At 44.5% G+C, this 19583-nt stretch carries 18 protein-coding genes; 7 read left to right on the top strand and 11 right to left on the bottom strand.

Annotated elements, in window-relative coordinates:
• Positions 1-8: 8 nt before the first annotated feature.
• A complete protein-coding gene (opuCA, locus tag UJ203_RS13410) occupies positions 9-1148 on the bottom strand; it encodes an osmoprotectant ABC transporter ATP-binding protein OpuCA (RefSeq protein WP_101859940.1) in 1140 nt (379 codons plus the stop codon).
• Positions 1149-1411: 263 nt separating this feature from the next.
• Here opuCA and opcR point away from each other — a divergent pair, with 263 nt between their 5' ends.
• The 3 genes from opcR (at position 1412) to UJ203_RS13395 (ending at position 3627) form a co-directional block, all read left to right on the top strand.
• Entirely contained in the window at positions 1412-1969 is a 558-nt protein-coding gene (gene opcR, locus UJ203_RS13405; RefSeq protein ID WP_044159138.1) for an opuC operon transcriptional regulator OpcR, read from the top strand.
• A 181-nt stretch (positions 1970-2150) separates the two neighbouring features.
• Positions 2151-2765, top strand: a complete 615-nt coding sequence (locus tag UJ203_RS13400) for a PH domain-containing protein (protein ID WP_024122878.1) — start codon at positions 2151-2153, stop codon at positions 2763-2765.
• A gap of 160 nt (positions 2766-2925) precedes the next feature.
• Positions 2926-3627: a zinc ribbon domain-containing protein gene (locus tag UJ203_RS13395; RefSeq protein WP_322011497.1), complete on the top strand. Its 702-nt coding sequence runs from the start codon at positions 2926-2928 to the stop codon at positions 3625-3627.
• A 39-nt stretch (positions 3628-3666) separates the two neighbouring features.
• Here UJ203_RS13395 and UJ203_RS13390 read toward each other — a convergent pair whose 3' ends face one another.
• On the bottom strand, positions 3667-5484 hold the full coding sequence (locus UJ203_RS13390) for a zinc ribbon domain-containing protein (protein WP_322011495.1): 1818 nt from the start codon (positions 5482-5484) through the stop codon (positions 3667-3669).
• A 126-nt stretch (positions 5485-5610) separates the two neighbouring features.
• On the opposite strand from UJ203_RS13390, the gene UJ203_RS13385 reads away from it, so the two are divergent.
• Entirely contained in the window at positions 5611-6078 is a 468-nt protein-coding gene (locus UJ203_RS13385; RefSeq protein WP_396022389.1) for a GNAT family N-acetyltransferase, read from the top strand.
• Positions 6079-6123: 45 nt separating this feature from the next.
• Here the strand turns inward: UJ203_RS13385 and eno are convergent, their stop codons facing one another.
• Genes eno through UJ203_RS13365 form a run of 4 tightly spaced genes read right to left on the bottom strand, consistent with a single transcriptional unit; the run spans position 6124 to position 10948 of the window.
• Positions 6124-7416, bottom strand: coding sequence for a phosphopyruvate hydratase (gene eno, locus UJ203_RS13380; RefSeq protein ID WP_007409956.1), 1293 nt, complete (start codon positions 7414-7416; stop codon positions 6124-6126).
• 27 nt (positions 7417-7443) lie between these two features.
• The gene (gene gpmI / locus UJ203_RS13375) at positions 7444-8979 is read right to left on the bottom strand and encodes a 2,3-bisphosphoglycerate-independent phosphoglycerate mutase (protein WP_105953929.1); all 1536 of its coding nucleotides are present in this window, start codon (positions 8977-8979) and stop codon (positions 7444-7446) included.
• Positions 8972-9733 carry a triose-phosphate isomerase gene (gene tpiA, locus UJ203_RS13370; protein WP_010331914.1) on the bottom strand — a complete coding sequence of 254 codons (762 nt, stop codon included), beginning with the start codon at positions 9731-9733 and terminating at the stop codon, positions 8972-8974. The genes gpmI and tpiA overlap by 8 nt, the downstream gene beginning before the upstream one ends.
• 30 nt (positions 9734-9763) lie before the next feature.
• Positions 9764-10948 (bottom strand): phosphoglycerate kinase, encoded by a 1185-nt coding sequence (locus UJ203_RS13365; protein ID WP_095712992.1) that lies wholly within the window; start codon positions 10946-10948, stop codon positions 9764-9766.
• A 48-nt stretch (positions 10949-10996) separates the two neighbouring features.
• Between UJ203_RS13365 and UJ203_RS13360 the strand changes: the two genes are divergently transcribed.
• Positions 10997-11149 (top strand): hypothetical protein, encoded by a 153-nt coding sequence (locus UJ203_RS13360; protein WP_024122894.1) that lies wholly within the window; start codon positions 10997-10999, stop codon positions 11147-11149.
• 112 nt (positions 11150-11261) lie between these two features.
• Here the strand turns inward: UJ203_RS13360 and gap are convergent, their stop codons facing one another.
• The 3 genes from gap to araE all read right to left on the bottom strand — a co-directional run bounded on the left by gap (position 11262) and on the right by araE (position 15031).
• On the bottom strand, positions 11262-12269 hold the full coding sequence (gene gap, locus UJ203_RS13355; RefSeq protein WP_010331916.1) for a type I glyceraldehyde-3-phosphate dehydrogenase: 1008 nt from the start codon (positions 12267-12269) through the stop codon (positions 11262-11264).
• 46 nt (positions 12270-12315) lie between these two features.
• Positions 12316-13338, bottom strand: a complete 1023-nt coding sequence (gene cggR, locus UJ203_RS13350) for a gapA transcriptional regulator CggR (RefSeq protein ID WP_284559762.1) — start codon at positions 13336-13338, stop codon at positions 12316-12318.
• A 298-nt stretch (positions 13339-13636) separates the two neighbouring features.
• Positions 13637-15031, bottom strand: coding sequence for an arabinose-proton symporter AraE (araE, locus tag UJ203_RS13345; RefSeq protein WP_024122896.1), 1395 nt, complete (start codon positions 15029-15031; stop codon positions 13637-13639).
• Positions 15032-15234: 203 nt separating this feature from the next.
• Here araE and araR point away from each other — a divergent pair, with 203 nt between their 5' ends.
• The gene (gene araR / locus UJ203_RS13340; RefSeq protein ID WP_139372588.1) at positions 15235-16323 is read left to right on the top strand and encodes an arabinose utilization transcriptional regulator AraR; all 1089 of its coding nucleotides are present in this window, start codon (positions 15235-15237) and stop codon (positions 16321-16323) included.
• 48 nt (positions 16324-16371) lie between these two features.
• Here araR and UJ203_RS13335 read toward each other — a convergent pair whose 3' ends face one another.
• Entirely contained in the window at positions 16372-17382 is a 1011-nt protein-coding gene (locus UJ203_RS13335; protein WP_059292524.1) for an LLM class flavin-dependent oxidoreductase, read from the bottom strand.
• A gap of 161 nt (positions 17383-17543) precedes the next feature.
• Positions 17544-18416: a LysR family transcriptional regulator gene (locus tag UJ203_RS13330; protein ID WP_322011481.1), complete on the bottom strand. Its 873-nt coding sequence runs from the start codon at positions 18414-18416 to the stop codon at positions 17544-17546.
• A gap of 98 nt (positions 18417-18514) precedes the next feature.
• On the opposite strand from UJ203_RS13330, the gene UJ203_RS13325 reads away from it, so the two are divergent.
• Positions 18515-19432, top strand: a complete 918-nt coding sequence (locus tag UJ203_RS13325; protein WP_105992115.1) for a DMT family transporter — start codon at positions 18515-18517, stop codon at positions 19430-19432.
• The last annotated feature ends 151 nt before the right edge of the window (positions 19433-19583 follow it).

Here is a 19583-nt window from a genome sequence, read left to right as displayed (position 1 = left end):
TCCCCTGATCAGATCGTCATTAGCTGGTTTTCCTCGCCCCATATGGAATCGTATACGATGTCCACAAGGCTTGCTCTTGTCACAATCCCTGCTAAATGGTGCTCTTCATCAACAACCGGAACATACTTAATTCCTTGCTTCAAGATTTTCCGGACGGTATCGCGGAGAAGGGCTCCTTTTTGCACGGTATACATATCCGAGCGGTACACATCACCAACAACGCTCGCTTTTTTGCGGTTTTGATCAATGATTTCAACATCTACGTATCCCTTCAGCACATTTTGCTCATCTACAACAAGCAACGAGTCGACGCGTTTTTCTCTCATCAGCTGAATGGCCTGAGAAAGCGTTTTGTCCGCTGTAACCGTGACAGGCATTCTGTTCATCATCTGCTCAACCCGCTCAATTTCAGGCCTTGTCTGGATCAGGCGCTCTTTCCCGATAAATTCTTCTACAAATTCATTTGCCGGATTTCTGAGAATCTCATCAGGTGTGCCGACCTGAACGATTTCACCCGCTTTTAAAATCACAATCCGGTCAGCTAGCTTAATGGCTTCGTCCATGTCGTGGGTCACAAACACAATGGTTTTATTTAATGTTCTCTGCAGTTTTTTAAATTCTTCCTGAAGGGAATCCCGCGTGATAGGGTCAAGCGCTCCGAACGGTTCATCCATTAAAATGAGAGGGGGTTCCGCAGCCAGTGCGCGCAGCACGCCAATTCTTTGCTGCTGTCCGCCGCTGAGCTCGTGGGGATATCGGTCTAAATATTCAGGGCCCATATCAACAAGCTTTAACAGCTCTCTCGCCCGTTCTTTCCGTTTTTCTTCAGGCCATTTCAGCAGCTTCGGAACGAGTGAAATGTTCTGCTGAATGGTCATGTGGGGAAACAAACCGATCTGCTGAATCACATAGCCGATTTTTCTCCGCAGTTCAACCGGGTCCTGTTCCATTATGTTTTCTCCGTCGATAAAGATCTTTCCTGACGACGGTTCTATCAGTCGATTAATCATCTTCATCGTCGTCGTTTTTCCGCAGCCGCTCGGGCCGATAAAACAGATAAATTCGCCCTTGGCAATATCTAAATCAATGCTGTTCACAGCTTTTTTGCCGCCTTTATATACTTTTGACACTTGTTCTAATTTCAGCAATCCGTGCACCTCCGCAGGTTTCCGTTAATTTTTCTGAAAAGTATAATCTTTATTATAATTTGAACTTTGTAAAATAAAAAGTTTACAATGTGTTGAAATTATATGTTATTTACAGATTATTTATTGTTATGACTCAGGCAGAGAGGGTGTTCTTACAATTACGCCGGATACCTCTCGCTTCCTCCGCATACAGCTGTTTTCAACAACTGGCAGAAATATGATATATTGACACCATCAATTGCCATTTGAAGGGATGATCAGCTGTGGAAAAAACTGCTCTCGACATCATTGAACATGCTGAAGAGCATCTCATCGAGAAGATTGCCGAAAACATGCATACGTTTGGAATGCCTTCTACTGTCGGGCGTGTGCTCGGGATTATTTATATGAATCGAAAACCGATGACATTAAGCGAGCTGTCAGAAGCAACAGGCATGAGCAAAACACGGATGAGCCAGGTCGTCCGTGAAATGATTGATGCCAACATTGCCGAAAAGGTGTTTGAAAAAGGCGTAAGAAAAGATCTTTACGACGTAGAGCAGGATTATTATCAAACCTTCATATCTTTATTTGCGGCGAACTGGACAAAGGTCGTGAGCAAAAACAAAGTGCTGTACAAAAAATTAAACCGGGAGCTGACAGATCTTTTACAAAGGGACGAGCTTCCCCGAGAAGCCGAAGAGAAAGTCAATCAGCTGCTGAATGAATTAAGAGAATGGCTTCATTACTATGATTGGCTGAGCCGCTTAATTGAGTTTTTTGAGAGTGAAGAAGTATTTGAATACGTGCCGAAAACAGCTGAAAGCAGCTCCCTGAAGTAAGGGAACTGCTTTTCTACATGATGAGATGAATATTGGAAACATCATATATGAGAACATCGTATACTTCCTCCATGTGACATTGGCCTTACCAAGAGGCTGATTCTTCGCAAACGTTTATAGCCGTTCGGAAACGCCGCGTGCTACAATGAAGTGACTATGTAAATAGGAAGGATGTATCTATATGTTCAAGAAAATTGCAGCAGATGCACTCGGATTATCAGATATCGGAAAAATTATCGAACCTCAGGATTATGACAAAACAGATGCTGATGACTATGTCATGCATGAAGACAACGAAAAAATTTATTTCCTGATTAAAACAAAAGCCGATGAATATTGCTTCACGAATCTGGCGCTGATCCATGTTGACGGCGAACGTGCCACTTCCTCCAAACGAACGCTGAAACGCTATCCTTATTCCCAATATAAAATCTCTGATGTTTTTCTGGAAACCGCCGGGAAGGTCGATTTGGATGTTGAAATCAAGTTCAAGCTGGGCTCTGAACAATTTGACATCGATGTGCATAAAGAGCAAATTGAAAAGCTGAAAGATTTGTATAAAGCCCTTCTCCGTATCTCTGAAACGATCTATGAAAATGACATTTTGATCAATCAGGCTGAACAAAGTCTGGAACGAGCAGTCACCATCCTTCAGCATACCCGCCCTGAGCACGTCAATATTGAAACACAATATAAAGAGCTGACCGAATTCGGATTTACATGGGTCACTTCCGTCCGCTCGCAGTATCATATTAAAGATTTCGGTGACGTATTTGAAAAATATATGAATAACTAGAAAAAAGACACGAGTTCGCATCTGGCAGCTCGTGTCTTTTTTCTGATACATAATCTTGGAGAAAATTTTTGGCTGGATATTGGTTACTTTTCTACTTTTTTCTTTTATAATGACATTATTAGTCTATTTTCCCTATATTACATGTAAAAGGAGTCATCATATGTTTTGTCCTCAATGCGGCCATCAAGCAGATGGCGGAAAGTTTTGCGAGAAATGCGGATCGCCTCTTCCACTCCAAGCCGGCGAAAATCAAGGAGCACAGGCGGGAGCTGAAGCTGCAAAACAAGCAGCAAAGCAGTTCGGTTCATTTGTCCTAGCTGTTCTGAAACGCCCTTATCAGGAGTGCAAAACAACAGGCGGCGAACAGCTGATCAGCGGAATCATTACAATGGTGCTTTTCAGTTTACTAACTCCGCTGATGTTTTATATTCTTTTTTCAGATGGTCCCGGCAGTGCGAGCTTTACAGAAATCTTTTTAAAGCCAACCATTTACTTTGCCCTTTTTATTTTCGGGTTGCATGCATTGATCTTTTTTTCCTTAAAAATCGCGGGAAACCAAGTCTCATTTAAAGATTCATTCTCCAGATTTGGTGCGTTTCTTATTCCGTTTACAGCTATTTTGATTCTTGCACTTTTATTGTTTTTATTACATACAGATCTTTGTTTCACCGTGTTAGCGATTGGTTTAATCGGCGCATTCTTCGCTATTCCCCCTGCGATGCTGAGCAGTTACCAGCATTCGTATAAAGGAAAGGCTGATATCATTTACTCAACCATTGTGATTTATCTGATCACGTGCGTTGCGTTTCGATTCATCATCGAACATTATATCAAAGAGATTTTCCGTTATATCTTCTTTTAAAAAACAACCCCATCGCCTGCTGGTGATGGGGGTTTGTTTTTATTGAATAGATGTTAAATAAATTCTTCCGTCTTTCACTACGCCGGTGTAGGTCCAGTTGTATGTTCTGCGCTTTGTACTGCCGCCTGATTTTGTAATATCAAATTCTTCATATGTTTTAATTGTGATATTCGAGCCGCTTTGATTAAAGCTTTTTACCTCTACATCAATAAATACTTCAGTCGTCCCCTCGCTGTACAGCTTCTTAACCAATTTCTGCTGATCATTATATAATGAACTTCCTTTTTCCAGATTGCCTTCCATGACCGCAAATTCATTTAAATTCACTGCGGTTGATTGATTTGTAAGATAACTAACCATAAATGATGTCACTTGTTCATCCGTGACATCGCCGGCCGATGGGCTTACGCTTGCTTTCTTGCCTTTTGCGTCTGCCCAGGCTGACGTGTACGTCTCTGCATGATCATTTTTTATTTTCTTTATATTTGTGCCGGCAGAATCAAAAGATGATTCTGCACCTTCGAACATCCACTTTTTCTGTTTTTTATCATATGAAAGCAGATATTCATAGCTCGGGCTCTCATCCGACATTTCAGGTTTCGTATAGTCATTATAATTAGACGACTGGTGAAGTTCTTTTCCTTTTACTGACGCCTGCCATGTACCGTCATTTTTCTGGAATAGAGCAAATGTATCCAAATCAAAGTCTGTTTCCAGATATTTATCTTTTAAGTAAGAATCCGTGTTTTTCATCGAGTCCACGTTATCTTTTACTTCGGCTTTCCAACTGGCACTTGCCTCTGTCATCTGAGCTGTATTTCCATCAGAAAGCGCTTTGGAATATTGCTTTGTCGTTTTGACAATCGTATTCATGATTGTTTCTTGTGTGTCTTGGTCAGGAATTAACGTTAACTCCATTTCTTTGCTATCAATCGGCACACCCGCTGTTTTTGTTTTTCCCCACGGAAACTCCGCTTCGACCGCAGCTGTCATTGATCCGTCTGTCAGAAGCGGACCGTAGGTAACAGATTTGAACGGATCCTTATGGATGGATTTACCGTTAATCAGCAAATCTCCCTTTCCATCCTTCATGTCGTCCGCTAAGCTGAATGTTACATTATCTGCTTCCAATGAGAGATCAACACGAAAGCTGTTGTCACCAACCGCCTGAATGTCTTCCTTTTTCACAAGATCGACTACATCGTTTTTCAGTTTGGCTGAGACTGTATATTCGCCGGGAATGTACGGTCCGAGGGTTTGTGCTTGATCTGCTATCTTTACAGATCCGGCTTCCTCTTTATTCACATAGAGATCCGTATGTTTATAATTGCTGGTTACTTCAAAATAAACAGGTGCTATCTTTAAATCATAATGGTCAAATACTAGCAAGCTTTTCCCGTCTTTCTCCGCGTATACAATATCCTTTTGGACTGTTTCAGCACGCAGCGATGCAAAAAGCTCATCTTTTTTGTCAGGATGATCCTTTAAATATGTAAGAAACGGCTTTACGTTTTGTTTAGTAAGCTTGAGCTTGTCATTTGCCGGTGTTAGCAGCGAAGCGATTTGGTCTTTATCCTCATCATTTACAGCCTGCACAAATTTGTCGACTAACCTGTCCTTAGAAGTAAGGTACGCTCCGGTTTTATATGCAGCGAATAATATGACGCACGCTGCGGCAATGCTGCTCCATAACATGATGGTTTTCTTAGGGATTGGTTTCCGCGGAGCCTGCCTCGTTTCAGCAGTGCTTGCTGTTTCTTTATTCGCCTGTCTGCGGCTCCCTCCGATCCGGGTGCCGCATTCTTTACAAAACTTGGCCCCTTCATTATTTTTTTGACCGCATTCCTTACAAAACATGTGACTTTCCTCCTGTTTTTTATCCACTATTTTGTACATATTTCCTATGTTACATATTTTATAATAGAATGGTATGAAATTGGAGGAAATCATGAAAATATCTCTATAAACATATGAAAAGGTGGAATGACCATGCAACATCTCACCATTCAAAAAGCAATAAACTATGATCAAGCGCTGTATGACCTTCTGCTGCTCGCCGATCCGTCAAAAGAAATCGTTGATGAATACATTGCCAGAGGGGAATGCTACACAGCTTATATATCGGGAGAATTAGCCGGTGTATACGTGATCATCACAACTAGACCGCAAACTGTAGAAATCGTTAACATAGCGGTAAAAGAAACAATGCAAAAACAGGGCATTGGCAAGCTTCTTATCCGCGACGCCATCGAAAAAGCAAAACATATGAGAGCAAGGGTGATTGAGATTGGCACTGGAAATTCCAGCATCCATCAGCTGTCTCTTTACCAAAAATGCGGATTCCGTATGCAGGCGATCGACCATGATTTTTTTATCAGACACTACGATGAGGACATCTTTGAAAACGGCATTCAATGCCGGGATATGGTGAGGCTTTATTTGGATCTCTAAAAAGCATAAAAAAAGCCGCCGAGACATATCTCGGCGGTCTTTTTATTACTTATTCAAGTTGTAGAAAGAGTTAATACCGTGGTATTGAGCAGTTTCAGCCAACTGATCTTCGATGCGAAGAAGCTGGTTGTATTTCGCAACACGGTCCGTACGTGACGGAGCACCTGTTTTGATTTGTCCTGCGTTTGTTGCCACAGCGATGTCAGCGATTGTGCTGTCTTCAGTTTCACCAGAACGGTGAGAGATAACAGCAGTGTAGCCTGCGCGTTTCGCCATTTCGATCGCATCGAATGTTTCAGTCAATGTACCGATTTGGTTTACTTTGATCAGGATAGAGTTGCCTACGCCGTTTTTGATACCTTCAGCAAGTTTTTTCGTGTTTGTAACGAAGAGGTCATCACCAACAAGCTGAACTTTTTTGCCAAGACGCTCAGTAAGAAGCTTGTGGCCTTCCCAGTCGTTTTCGTCAAGTCCGTCTTCGATAGAGATGATTGGGTATTTAGAAACCATTTCTTCGTACCAGTCAACCATTTCAGCAGATGTTTTCACAACGCCTTCGCCAGACAGATGGTATTTGCCGTCTTCTTTGTTGTAGAACTCGGAAGATGCAGCATCCATTGCAAGTTTTACTTCTTCGCCAGGTTTGAAGCCGGCTTTTTCAATTGCTTCAACGATTGTTTGAAGCGCTTCTTCGTTAGAACCAAGGTTTGGAGCGAATCCGCCTTCATCACCTACAGCTGTGTTCATTCCTTTAGCAGAAAGAACTGATTTCAGGCTGTGGAAGATTTGAGCGCCCATGCGAAGTGCTTCACGGAAGTTAGGAGCACCTACTGGCATGATCATGAATTCTTGAATATCTACGTTGTTGTCAGCATGCTCTCCGCCGTTGACGATGTTCATCATCGGTACAGGAAGCGTTTTTGAGTTGAATCCTCCAAGGTATTGGTAAAGAGGAATCTGTAAGAAATCAGCAGCAGCACGTGCACAAGCCATAGATACGCCAAGGATTGCGTTCGCACCAAGTTTGCCTTTGTTTTCAGTACCGTCAAGCTCGATTAAAAGCTGGTCGATTGCGTTTTGTTCAGTTACATCAAAGCCAAGAAGCTCTGGAGAAATAATTTCGTTTACGTTGTTAACAGCTGTTAACACGCCTTTTCCAAGGTAACGGTCTTTGTCGCCGTCACGAAGCTCAACTGCTTCGTATTCACCTGTAGAAGCTCCGCTTGGCACTAATGCGCGGCCGAATGCTCCTGTTTCTGTATATACTTCAACTTCAACTGTTGGGTTGCCGCGGGAGTCTAATACTTCGCGTGCATAAACATCAACAATGTATGGCATGAGTTTGTCTCTCCTTTGATTTTCAGCTTATTTTTGAATTAAAGATGTTCCAGTCATTTCTTTCGGTTTTTCAACACCGAGAAGGTCTAATAACGTTGGTGCAAGGTCGCCTAGGATTCCGCCTTCACGCAGCGTGATGCCTTCTTTCGTAACAATTACAGGGACTGGATTTGTCGTATGTGCAGTGTGCGGTTCGCCTGATTCTGTGATCAGAATATCAGCATTACCGTGATCAGCGGTAATGATAGCGTGTCCGCCTTTAGCGAGAATCGCGTCAACGACTTCGCCTAAGCATTCGTCCACTGCTTCAATCGCTTTAATTGTAGGTTCAACCATTCCGGAGTGGCCGACCATGTCTGGGTTTGCGAAGTTAAGGATAATCGCGTCATGCTTGTCAGCTTCGATTTCTTTGACAAGCGCGTCCTTCACTTCATACGCACTCATTTCAGGCTTCAAGTCGTATGTTGCGACTTTCGGCGAGTTGATAAGAATACGCTCTTCACCCGGGAATTCAGCTTCACGGCCCCCGCTCATAAAGAACGTGACGTGCGGATACTTTTCAGTTTCTGCAATTCGAAGCTGTTTTAATCCTTGCTGAGATAATACTTCTCCGACTGTATTATCAAGATTTATCGGTTTAAACGCCACATAGCCGTCAACTGTTTCACTGAAGTGAGTCAGGCAGACGAAATGCAGGTTTTTCGGATAATTCTCGCCGCGGTCGAAATCGCGGAAGTCTTTGTTCGTGAACGTGTTGGAAATCTGGATGGCGCGGTCCGGTCTGAAATTATAGAAAATCACAGAATCGCCGTCTTCGATTTTCGCAACAGGCTCACCGTTTTCTTTTGTGATGACAGATGGAATAACGAATTCATCGTGGATTCCATTCGCATATGAATCATCAACAACATCCAGTGCGCTGCGGTATGTCGGGCCTTCGCCGTATGCCATTGCACGGTACGCTTTTTCTACACGGTCCCAGCGTTTGTCGCGGTCCATTGAGTAGTAGCGTCCGGAAATGCTGGCGATTTCTCCGACACCGATTTCCTCGATTTGTTCGTTCAGCTGGTTGATGTACGTTTTCGCTGTTTGCGGACCTACATCACGGCCGTCAAGGAAGCCATGGATATATACCTTTGTCAGCCCTTCTTTTTTCGCAAGCTTTAACAGCGCGAATAAATGATTGATATGGCTGTGCACGCCGCCGTCTGATAATAGACCGAACAGATGCAGGGCTTTGTTGTTTTCTTTCGCGTTGCTGATCGCGTCAAGGAATGTTTGATTGCGTTCGAACTCTCCCTCGCGAATGGCAACATTTACGCGTGTTAAGCTTTGGTACACAATACGGCCCGCACCGATATTTAAGTGTCCTACCTCGGAGTTCCCCATCTGTCCGTCAGGAAGACCTACAGCCTCGCCTGAAGCAGTCAGTGTCTGATGAGGATACTGATTCCAATAGCGGTCAAAATTCGGTTTTTTCGCCATAGCGACTGCGTTCCCTACTGTTTCATTTCGTAATCCGAACCCATCAAGAATGATGAGTGCAGCTGGTTTTTTACTCATATTGACCTTCCTCCAATAATTGAACGAATGACTGTGGCTCAAGGCTCGCGCCGCCGACCAAAGCACCGTCAATATCGGACTCTGCCATATATTCTTTAATGTTTGCAGGCTTTACGCTTCCGCCATATTGAATGCGAAGCTTGTCTGCCGCTTCTTGGCCGAAGCTTTCAGCGACGGTTTTACGGATATGTGCACACACGTCGTTCGCATCTTTAGATGTAGAAGATTTGCCTGTTCCGATTGCCCAGATTGGCTCATAAGCAATAACAGAAGCTGCAACTTGTTCTTCAGAAAGACCAGCAAGGCCTTTTTTCACTTGGTCAGCTACAAGATCATTTGTTTTGCCGGCTTCGCGCTCTTCAAGCGTTTCACCAACACAGATGATCGGCACAATGCCGTGTTTGAAAGCAGCATGTGCTTTTTTGTTAACTGTTTCATCAGTTTCAGCGAACATTTCACGGCGCTCAGAGTGGCCGATGACGCAGTAGTCAACGCCAAGGTCTTTTAGAGCAACCGGGCTGATTTCGCCTGTGAACGCGCCGCTTTCTTCGAAGTGCATGTTTTGGGCGCCGACTTTAAGGTCAGTGCCTTTAACAGCAGAAGTCAGCTTTTCTAGGAAAAGCGCTGGCGCGCAAACAACAGCTTCCGCTTTGTCTGCTGCTGGAATGGAAGATTTCACTTCTTCAACGAAGCTGACAGCCTCGCCGAGTGTTTTGTTCATTTTCCAGTTACCGGCTATAATTGGTTTTCTCATCTGTTCCACTTCCTTATAGCAGTTTTAAAATTATTTATCGTTCAGTGCAGCTACCCCTGGAAGCTCTTTGCCTTCCATGAACTCAAGGGATGCGCCGCCTCCTGTTGAGATGTGGCTCATTTTGTCAGCTAGGCCGAATTTTTCAACCGCTGCTGCAGAGTCTCCTCCGCCGATGACAGAGTATGTATCTTTTGCCTCTGCCAATGCTTCCGCAACCGCTTTTGTTCCTTGAGCGAACAAGTCGATTTCGAATACGCCCATCGGTCCGTTCCACACGACCAGTTTGCTGTTTTTGATTACATCAGCATACGTTTCGCGTGTTTTTGTACCAATGTCAATCGCTTCTAAATCACTAGGGATTTCAGAGATCGGCACAATTTTTACGTTTGCATCGTTAGAGAAATCATCTGCAACGAGCACATCTTCAGGCATGTAGAAGTTAACGCCTTTTTCTTTCGCGCGATCCATAAATGTTTTCGCAAGCTCGATTTTATCTTCTTCAAGCAGAGACTTACCAACCTCATAACCAAGCGCTTTAACGAATGTGTAAGCAAGACCGCCGCCGATGATCAGGTTGTCTACTTTATCAAGAAGACTTTCGATGACGCCGATTTTATCTTTTACTTTCGCTCCGCCGATAATGGCAGTGAACGGACGATCAGGGTTGGAAATTGCTTTTCCGAGTACGTCAAGCTCTTTTTCCATTAAGAAACCTGCAACCGCTGGCAGATGCTCGGCAATTCCAGCTGTAGATGCATGAGCACGGTGGGCAGCACCGAATGCGTCATTCACATATACATCTGCAAGCTCAGCAAATGCTTTTGCAAGCTCAGGATCATTTTTCTCTTCACCAGGGTAGAAACGTACGTTTTCCAATACAAGAACGTCTCCGTCCTTCATGTCGGAAATTTGTGATTTTACAGCATCACCGTATGCTTCATCCGCTTTTTTCACTTCTTTGCCAAGCAGTTCGCCGAGGCGTGCAGCAACAGGAGTTAAACGAAGCTCCTCAACGACTTCGCCTTTCGGGCGGCCTAAGTGGCTCGCAAGAAGGACTTTGGCGCCTTGGTCTGCAAGGTGTTTGATTGTCGGAAGTGCAGCACGGATACGTGTATCGTCTGTTACTTCCCCGTCTTTCATTGGAACGTTAAAGTCAACGCGGCAGAATACAACTTTGCCTTTTACGTCGATGTCTTTGAGAGTTTTCTTATTCATGCTTTAGGAGATCCTCCTTCAAAATGGTTTGCATGCAGCACGAAAAACGTGAAACCGTCTGATCAAGCGATTACTCCGCGAGGGCAGATCGCATACTTTTCGGCACAGGGCAGATCGTCTGAAGCCAGGGCAGTGGCCGCAGGCGAAGGCGCCGGAAAGCTGCAAAACGCAGATGCTTCTCTTTCACAGAACGTTTTCTGAAAGCCGGTCTTCATGGAAAAAGGGAAAGGGAGTCCGTCCCCTTCCCTTGTCCGCTTTCATTATAGCGCTTCTATTCAAAAGAACCAAGTAAGGTCCTTTTTTCAGCTATGAATTAAAGACCTTTTTTAGCGATGTAAGCTGCAAGGTCAACAACGCGGTTAGAGTAGCCGCTTTCGTTATCGTACCAAGAGATTACTTTTACCATGCTGCCTTCCATAACCATTGTAGAAAGAGCATCGATTGTAGAAGAATTTTTGTTTCCGTTGTAGTCGCCAGAAACTAATGGCTCTTCGCTGTAGCCAAGGATTCCTTTAAGATCTCCTTCAGCTGCTTCTTTAAGAGCCGCATTTACATCTTCAGCTGTTACTTCTTGGTTCAGTTCAGCAACCAAGTCAACTAAAGAAACGTTTGGAGTTGGAACACGCATTGCTCCGCCGTTCAGTTTGCCTTTTAGTTCAGGAAGAACTAGAGAAACTGCTTTAGCAGCACCAGTTGAAGTTGGGATGATGTTTTCAGCTGCTGCACGCGCACGACGGTAGTCTTTGTGCGGAAGATCAAGAATTTGCTGATCGTTTGTGTAAGAGTGAACTGTTGTCATCATACCGCGTTTGATGCCGAATTTGTCGTTAAGTACTTTTGCAAACGGCGCAAGGCAGTTTGTTGTGCAAGATGCGTTAGAGATAACGTCGTGGTTAGCCGCATCGTATTTATCTTCGTTAACACCCATAACGATTGTGATATCTTCTTCGTTAGCAGGAGCAGAGATGATTACTTTTTTCGCGCCAGCTTCTAAGTGTTTCGCAGCGTCTGCGCGTTTTGTGAAGAAACCAGTAGATTCAACTACGATTTCAACGCCTTGTTTACCCCAGCTAAGTTTAGCAGGATCGCGTTCTGCAGAAACTTCAATTGTTTTACCGTTAACAACAAGGTTGTTACCGTCAACTGAAACCTCAGCGTCTAATTTTCCGTGTACAGAATCATATTGTAAAAGGTGAGCGAGCATGTTAGCATCTGTTAAATCGTTAACCGCTACTACCTCAACTTCAGGATTGTTTAATGCTGCGCGGAATACGTTACGTCCAATACGACCAAAACCGTTAATACCGACTTTTACTGCCATGATTGTTTCCTCCTTTAAATAAGTGAGAGATATTTATATTGAGGGATTATTCATCCCTTAATAACTTCTTTGCGGCTCCTTCGTCAGTGACGAGAACCGTGTTGCGCGGCTTTTTAAAGTAAGCCTCGATCGCCTCGGCTTTTGATGATCCGCCCGCTACCGCTATAATATCGGGAATGGCGTCTATGTCATCCAGCTGCATTCCGACAGAATGCACTTTGTGGACCACTTCGCCGTCCGCGTTAAAATAGTAGCCGAACGCTTCTGTCACCGCGTTGTTATCATCTATTTTCTTTAAGTCTTCTAAAGGTGTGTTTCTCCGCTCAGCCATAGTTTTAGCTTCGCCGATTCCGTGAACCAGCATACTCGCTGATTTAATCGTGTTCAGCACCTCTTTGACAGAAGGTTCTTCAATAATAGATGAATAGGCGCCTTGTGACAGCTGACCCGGAACAAACAAAAGCCGGTAAGTGCCTGAAGCCTTTTCCGCCATATGCGCGCATATGGTGTTCGCCTGGTTTTTTACGTCTTCGCCTAAACCGCCTCTTGCAGGCACAAACAAAAGCTCGCGGTTTTTAGAATCCGGCGTCATCATCTCGGCGACAGCTTCAATTGTCGTACCGCCGGTCACAGCGACGATATTTTTGCCTGAAAATCTTTTTTTCATACATGCGACAGCCGCTCTTCCCATTTCTTTTTTGACCCATGGGGATTGATCGCTGTCTCCGGATACAATAATGACGTCCTTTAGATTTAATCGTTCTTTTAATGTCTTTTCCAAAAGCGTCAAACCTAAAACATCTTTCATCGTATCTTCTAAAACGGAAAGCAGTTCATAACCTTCTTCTGTCAGCGTCATGCCGTTTGTTTTAATATCGACCAGATTCTGTTCCTTCAAAAACTGAACCTCGCCTCTCAGCACACGCTCGCTGATTCCGAGACTGGCAGACAGGCTTCTGCGGCCGATGGGTTCTGTCAGCCTGATATACTGCAAGATTTCGAACCTCTTTTGCATAACGAGCAGAAGATCAGGCAATAATTTTTTTTGAGCTTGTATTAACTGGTTCATGACTCAAACGTTCCTTCCTTTTTTTGCTGGACACCAAACGTCCCGCTATGACAAAAAACGTCCCATCATAGCCAAAAAAAATTATTTCTGCTTTCTTTAATTATTTTAACAGGGTGGAAATGTTTATTCAACTGTTAAGAGCCAATTCATCGACAATATTCGCGCAGTTTTCATGCAGCTGCGTTTCTTATTCATTATTTTTTCCTTTATATCTCTATCTTATACAGCAAACCGTTAATGGTGCGCACAAAATAAAAGAGCCCTCTCAATCGAAAGGGCTACATATTTTAAAGCGTTTTCATTTTATCCAGAGCTTTTCAATCTCTTCGAGCGATTTATTCTTCGTTTCCGGACAGATTGTGACGACAAACAGGAAGCAGAGAATGTTAATGACGGCAAAGATCCAGAACGTGTAGGCCAGTCCGAACGAGCTGATCATCATCGGCACAAACTGCCCGATCGCCCAGTTTGCACCCCATAAAAAGATGGTGGCGATTCCTGCGGCTCTCGCCCGCAGATGGTTCGGGAAAATTTCAGAAATCATAATCCATGTGATCGGCCCGACCGATACACAGAACGCGGCGACAAACCCTAATATAAAGAAGATCAGCATAAATCCGCTTGTTAGCTGAAAATAAAACGAAGTCCCGATTAAGATCATAAAAATAGCCATGAAAGCAGAACCGATGGACATCAGTTTTTTGCGCCCGACTTTATCAATCAATAAAACTGCGATGACGGTAAAAATGACTTCCACGACACCGACAATACAGGTTGTTACAAATCCGGCATTTTGTCCGAATCCCATCATTTTAAAGATTTCCGGTCCGTAGTAAGTGATGGCGTTCATGCCGATCACTTGATTAAAGAGCGCCAGCAGGATTCCAATGATAAGCGCTTTTCTGAGGCCTGGTTTGAAGAGCTGTGATAGTGACCCCATTTGTTCTATTTTTAAAGAGTTTTCAATGTTCTTCAATTCTTCTTTTGCGACAGTTTCTCCATTAATGCGTGTCAGAATCGATAACGCTTCTTTTGTTCTGCCTGCTTTCGCCAGCCATCTTGGACTTTCCGGCACGACCAGCAGGACTAGGAAAAAGATAACGGATGGCACCATTCCGTAAGCGAGCATCCATCTCCATCCGGTTTGCACGCCCCATTCATATGTTCCGGAACGCTGGACAGCGAGATTAATAAAGTACGTTGCGGAAATACCCAGTATCGTAAAGAGCTGATATAAGGAAGATAAACTTCCGCGTATGGCGGGCGGCGCCGCTTCCGTAATATAAGTCACGGATAATGACGAACCCATTCCGATCCCTAAACCTCCGATAATCCTCGCAATGATTAAGGTCGATACGTCTTGTGAAACAGCAGAAACAACTGCTGATACCGCAAATAACAGGGCCGCTGTCATTAAGATTTTTCTGCGTCCGAACCTGTCGCTTAAAAACCCGGATACCCCGACTCCCGCAACTCCTCCAATCATAATGCTTGAAATCACCAGCCCCTCCATGAACGGACTCAGGCTGTATAAATCCTTTAGAAAACCAATAGCACCGGAAATAACTGCAGTGTCATAGCCGTACAATAAACCGCCAAGCCCCGCCGCGCATGATATCAAAATCACAAATCCCATTGAATGGCTTCTTGTTACAGGAGCATTTGGTTCTAATTGAGTTGGAGTATTCTTCATTTCTCTGCCCTCCCGAAAGTTGAGTAAAGCGTTTACATTTTCCTTTCTAATTGTACGTACTTATTTAAAAATTTAACGAAAATTATTGTTTATTAGTACGTACAAATATAGAATAATCCCGTTTGCATTTTCTGTCAATGTTTTCTTGTATAGATCACTGTGATATACTGAAATTTGTCCGTATACATTTTGGAGGAATGGCTATGTTACCAAAATACGCCCAAGTAAAAGAAGAAATCAGTTCATGGATTAATCAAGGCAAAATTCTGCCCGATCAAAAGATCCCTACCGAAAACGAGTTAATGCAGCAATTTGGCGTCAGCCGGCATACCATTCGTAAAGCCATCGGAGACCTCGTATCGCAAGGCCTGCTTTACAGCGTGCAAGGCGGGGGCACCTTTGTCGCTTCACGATCTGCTAAATCAGCGCTGCATTCCAATAAAACGATCGGCGTTCTGACGACCTACATATCAGACTATATTTTTCCGAGCATCATTAGGGGAATCGAGTCTTATTTAAGCGAGCAGGGATATTCTATGCTTCTGACAAGCACAAACAACAATCCGGATAATGAACGCAGAGGATTAGAAAACCTGCTGTCACAGCATATTGACGGATTGATTGTAGAACCGACAAAAAGCGCTCTGCAAACGCCGAATATTGGCTACTATCTCAATTTAGAGAAAAACGGCATTCCTTTTGCTATGATTAATGCGTCATACGCCGAGCTTGCCGCACCAAGTTTTACTCTGGATGATGTGAAAGGCGGCGTGATGGCGGCCGAGCACCTGCTCTCTCTCGGCCATACGCACATGATGGGTATTTTTAAAGCTGATGACACGCAGGGTGTCAAACGGATGAACGGATTTATACAGGCGCATCGCGAGCGTGAGTTATTTCCTTCTCCGGATATGATTGTGACGTTTACAACGGAAGAAAAGGAATCAAAGCTGCTGGAGAAAGTAAAAGAGACATTGGAGAAAAACAGCAAAAACATGCCGACTGCTATTCTTTGCTATAATGATGAAATTGCACTGAAGGTTATTGATATGCTTCGGGAGATGGATATCAAGGTGCCTGAGGATATGTCCATCGTTGGGTATGATGATTCCCATTTCGCGCAAATCTCTGAGGTGAAATTAACCTCTGTGAAGCACCCGAAGTCTGTGCTGGGAAAAGCGGCTGCAAAATATGTTATTGACTGTTTGGAGCATAAAAAGCCTAAGCAGGAAGATGTCATTTTTGAGCCTGAGCTGATCATCCGCCAGTCCGCAAGAAAGCTGAATGAATAAAAAAGCAATGTATGGGTTTCCCCTTTACATTGCTTTTTTTTATGACCTTTATCTGTTTTTCCAAATGTCAGCCACGATTTCAAATGAACGCATTCTGTCAGCGTGTTCAAAGGTTTCTGAGTTGACCATAATTTCATCGGCCTGAGTCGTTTTGACAAAGTCTTCAAGCTTTTCTTTCACTTCTTCAGGACCGCCAACGATGGTTGAACTGAGCTGCTCATGAACCATTGCTTTTTCATATGGGCTCCAGATTTGGTCCATGTCTTCTACTGGCGGCTTCAGCTGGTTCGGCGTACCGCGGACAAGATCAAGGAATCGCTGGTAATGCGATGTAGCCAGATGCTGCGCTTTCTCGTTTGTGTCTGCGGCGATAATCGTTACGCCGACCATCGCATACGGTTCATCAAGCACTTCTGACGGTGTAAAGGAATTGCGGTACAGCTCCAAAGCGGGAACCGTATTCGCCGGTGAGAAATGGGCAGCGAATGCAAACGGAAGACCCAGCTCACCTGCCAGACGGGCGCTGAAGCCGCTTGAGCCCAGCAGCCAAATCGGCACATCTATGCCCTCTCCCGGAATGGCGCGGACTTGATTGCGCACGTTTCCTGACGGTTTAAAGTAATTGCGCAGTTCCTCTAATTGTTCTGGGAAATCTTCACCGCTGCTGATGTTTCTGCGGAGCGCCCTTGCAGTCAATTGGTCTGTTCCCGGTGCACGTCCGAGCCCCAGATCAATCCGTCCGGGATACAGTGTTTCCAGTGTGCCGAATTGTTCAGCGATGACAAGTGACGAGTGATTCGGAAGCATAATGCCGCCGGAACCGACGCGGATTTTCTTTGTGCCGCCGGCTATATGGCCGATCAGAACCGCGGTGGCAGAGCTTGCGACACCTTCGATATTATGATGCTCTGCAAGCCAATAACGGTGATAGCCCCACTCCTCAGCACGGCGCGCCAAGTCCATGCTGTTTCGGAATGACTCTGCTATCGTTCCCCCTTGAACAACAGGAGATAAATTCAAGACAGAAAGCAAGGTATCTTTGCGTTGGTTGTTAGACATATTGTTCTCCTTTGCAGTTGTGATATAAGTAAACAGCCTTATGCTGTTATGTCTTTATCGAAAGGACTTCTATCACACCATAACACAACTGCGTTTAGGATTAAAAGAATTTGATTCGATGAAATTCGAACAATAAAAAAGACGTTTCTTCATTTTGATTTTTACGCAAACAGTTCCTGTGCCATATCAATGAAAAGCTTAGCCGCCAAAGAAGCCTCATGTAATGAAGGAACGGCAAGCTGCACATCCCGATACACCTGCGGATCGAGATCCCGCGTCACCACATGCTCCGGCAGCGGCATTCCCGACATGGACATTTCTGATAAAATCGCCAGCCCCAAGCCTTCTTTGATCATGCTGATCGAGGTGTTAATGTTATAGACAGTGAAAGCAGTGTGCAGCGTTGAACCAGCTTGCTTGAACTTATCGATAAAAGGTGATTCATAGCCGCCGTCGCAGACAACCATCGGCTCACAATCAAGATCTTTCAGCGTGATGGCCGGGCGATTGCACAGCGGGTGATCATCACGCAGCACGACGACCATTTTGTCTTTTTTCAGCCGAATGTACTCCATCTCGTCTGCCGGATACAGAAGAATGCCGGCATCGATCATCCGCGTGTGAAGCCACTCCTTGACTTCATCTACGGTTCCTTCATGCAAAACAAGCTCCAATTTCGGATACCTTTGTTTAAACTCGCTGATCAGCTTCGGCATAAAATAAGTGGAAGCGGTTGGAAATGTGCCGATATGAATCGTTCCCAGCTCAAGCCCTTTTTCTGCCGCTGCGACCTGCTCAACTTTTTCGATTCCTTTTAACACTTCTCTGATATGGACTAAGATCTTTTTTCCCGTGTCTGTCAGCATCAGGCCGTTTCTGCGGTCACGGATGATTAATTTCACATCAAGCTCGGCTTCAATCGCGGAAATGGCATGGCTGACAGCCGGCTGTGTCATGTTCAGCGCCTGTCCCGCTTTTGTAAAACTCCCCGTTTCAGCTACTTTGACGAAAACTCTTAATTGTGTAATGGTCATAACAATTTACTTATGCTCCTCATAAAAAAGATTCATTTTATTTATCTTATGTTCTACCGTATCATATGATGGAAATGTTCTACAAGGAGTGATCAAAAGTGAAGCAGCTATCAAAAACGCGGACAGCGCTCCTTCTCGCCTTTCTCGTTATCATGTGGGGGGTCAATTGGCCGCTGTCGAAAGCCGCGCTTGCCTATTCGCCGCCTTTATTGTTTGCGGGCATCCGGACGCTGATCGGCGGGCTTTTATTAGTGATTGTCGCATTGCCGCGTATTCATAAACTGCGTTTTAAAGAGACGTGGCCGATTTATCTTGTTTCTGCTCTTTTAAATATTACGTTATTCTACGGCCTGCAAACGATTGGCCTGAATTATCTTCCTGCTGGTCTCTTTTCCGCTATCGTGTTCTTTCAGCCGGTGCTGATGGGTGTCTTTTCTTGGATGTGGCTCGGAGAATCCATGTTTGCGATGAAAGTGATCGGGCTTGTGCTCGGTTTTGCCGGGGTTGCAGTCATCAGTGCCGCGGGCTTTGGCGGGCATATTTCTGTCATAGGGGTTCTGCTGGCTCTGGGTTCCGCGCTCAGCTGGGCACTTGGAACAGTATTTATGAAAAGAACAGGCAGCCGCGTCGATTCCATCTGGATGGTCGCCTTGCAGCTGACAATCGGCAGCGTATTTTTGCTCGTATCCGGCTTCTGGACAGAGAGCTTTTCCGCGATCCAATGGACAGTCCCGTTTGTCGTCAGTCTGCTGTTTATCTCAGTGTTTGTCATCGCGCTTGGATGGCTTGTCTTTTTTACCCTTGTCGGTTCTGGAGAAGCAAGCAAGGTTGCTTCCTACACCTTTTTGATTCCGCTCATTTCCATCGTGGCCAGTTCGATTTTCCTGCATGAGCCGTTAACCGTCAGCCTCTTGGCAGGCCTTCTTCTGATTGTCACAAGCATTTGCCTCGTCAATACAAAATCAAAGGCTCAGAAAGCGGCTGCGCTCGGTGTAAATGAGAAGGCTGCACAATAAAAAACTCTTGTCTAATGACAAGAGTCAGGCTGTCGAGAAAATCTCGACAGCCTTTATTTTTTCTTAAAATATCCATTCTCATGTAATAAAATAAAAGAAAGACTTACAAGGACGGTGTCTTTCTCATGTTGCACACAAGAAATTCTTCTCA

Source organism: Bacillus sp. V26 (assembly GCF_034296245.1).
Taxonomy (GTDB): Bacteria; Bacillota; Bacilli; order Bacillales; family Bacillaceae; genus Bacillus; species Bacillus halotolerans.
Note: the sequence above shows the minus strand (reverse complement) of the source record. Positions and strands in the feature narration are given on the sequence as shown.